This is a genomic window from Roseateles sp. (assembly GCF_049240545.1).
Lineage (GTDB): Bacteria > Pseudomonadota > Gammaproteobacteria > Burkholderiales > Burkholderiaceae_C > Paucibacter_A.
The window spans coordinates 1-1,892 of record NZ_JBMLSK010000370.1 but is presented as its reverse complement, the minus strand read 5'-3'; the positions used below and the strand labels follow the sequence as shown (position 1 = coordinate 1,892).

The 1,892-nt window shown below is 68.3% G+C and carries 1 protein-coding gene; it reads right to left on the bottom strand.

The window, feature by feature from the left end:
- Window positions 1-504: 504 nt before the first annotated feature.
- Window positions 505-1,704, bottom strand: a complete 1,200-nt coding sequence (locus tag ACOVRJ_RS22060) for an IS256 family transposase (RefSeq protein WP_422045967.1) — start codon at window positions 1,702-1,704, stop codon at window positions 505-507.
- Between the last annotated feature and the right edge of the window lie 188 nt (window positions 1,705-1,892).

Here is a 1,892-nt window from a genome sequence, read left to right as displayed (position 1 = left end):
GCGCGCCCCCTTGTGGCCCTCACAGTGAGTTTCGGAGCTTCGCTGACAGCTGACCGCCGACACCATTCGCTGGGTCAGCATCAGGCATCGGCCAGCGTGCGCAGGTGATGCCGCCGGTCGCCCGCGCCGACCAGCTCGATCGATCACCGCCCGGCAGCGACGAAGGCGAGGATGACGTGGCACACCGCCCGGCGGGCCGGCCGTCCGTGTTGCGCCGCACATGCTCGAACACGCCTTCCGAGGAGCCGAAGGACAGGTAGCCCGCCAGCCAGTGGATCTGGACCTGCTCGCCCGCCTCCTGCAGCAGGCGCGATGCCTCGCTGGGCCCGATGACGCTGCCAGCATAGTGCGCGCGAGAGCTGCAGTCGCAGCGCCCCCCGCGGCGCTTGGCTGGCCGCGAACAGCAGGCATGCCCTTCGGCCATCGTGTCTGCCGCTCGGCGAGATCGTGTCCCAACGCGTGGTGTAACTCCACAGCCCGGACGGGCTGAGATGCACGCTGTGCTCAGCGCTGCACTGCTGGCAGGCGAGCTGGGGCAGTATCGCTGAGGGTCTGCAGGCCTTCAAGCTGCATGTAGCGGCGCTGCAGGGCCCACTCGTCGCTCTGCTCCAGCAGCATGGCGCCGACCAGGCGCGTGATGGCGCGGTCGTTCGGGAAGATGCCGACCACGTTTGTGCGCCGCTTGATCTCGGCGTTCAGTCGCTCCAGCGGGTTGGTGCTGTGGATCTGCAGCCAGTGCGCCTTGGGGAAGTCCATGTAGGCCAGCACCTCGTGCTCGGCGCCGTCCATGAGGCTGCCGATCTTGTCGAACTTGCCGCGCAGCTGGTCAGCCACCACACGCCACTGGCCATGCGCGTCCTTGGCTGTCTCCTGGGCGAAGACGGTGGCAATGGCCGCGCTGACCATGCGCCGCTGGGTCTTGGGCGCGTAGGCCAGGGCATTGCGCATGAAGTGCACACGGCAGCGCTGCCAGCTGGCCTTCAATACCTTCGGCACAGCGGCCTTGATGCCCTCGTGGCTGTCGCTGATGACGAGCCGCACGCCGCGCAAGCCGCGGCGCATGAGGCTGCGCAGGAACTCCGTCCAGAAGGGCTCAGCCTCGCTGGCGCCGACCTTCATCCCCAGCACCTGGCGCTGCCCGTCGGTGTTGACCGCCACAGCCACTATGACCGCCACGCTCACGATGCGCCCGGCCTCGCGCGTCTTCACGTAGGTTGCATCGATCCACAGGTACGGCCAGTCGCCCTCGATCGGGCGATCCAGGAAGGCCTGTACGCGCTCGTCGAGCTCGCCACAGAGTCGGCTGACCTCGCTCTTGGACACGCCGCTCATGCCCAGGGCCTTGACCAGGTCGTCCACCGAGCGGGTGGACACGCCGTGCACGTAGGCCTCCTGGATGACGGCGGCCAGGGCCTTCTCGGCGGTGCGCCGGGGCTCCAGGAACTCCGGGAAGTAGCTGCCGCGGCGCAGCTTGGGGATCTGCAGCTCGACGGTGCCGGCACGGGTCTCCCAGGTTCGCTCGCGAAAGCCGTTACGGCTGTTCAGCCGTGTTCCTGGCGCCTTCTCGTCGTAGCCCGCGCCGCAGCGCCCTTCGACGTCGACATCCATCAGGCGCTGGGCCATGAACTGCACCATCTGGCGCAGCACGTCGACGTCGGGGCCCTTCTCGGCCAGTTCGGCCAGTGTCATCATGGGTGCGGTCATCGTGGAATCTCCTTCGGACAAAGTTGGTGGGTCGCACCTCAACCTTATCCGGGACCACGATGGCCACCGCCGATGGCGGGACGGCCGGCGCCGCGCGCGGCAAGCCACTACGGGTTTGGCCCTACGGGCCGCACCCTCCGCGGCTTGCCGCGCGCGAAGGACTTACACCACTTCCTGGGACACGAGCC

What these genes read in the sequence shown, in the direction of transcription:
- ACOVRJ_RS22060 (WP_422045967.1), bottom strand. Translation starts at nt 1,704, where the DNA reads ATGACCGCACCCATGATGACACTGGCCGAACTGGCCGAGAAGGGCCCC.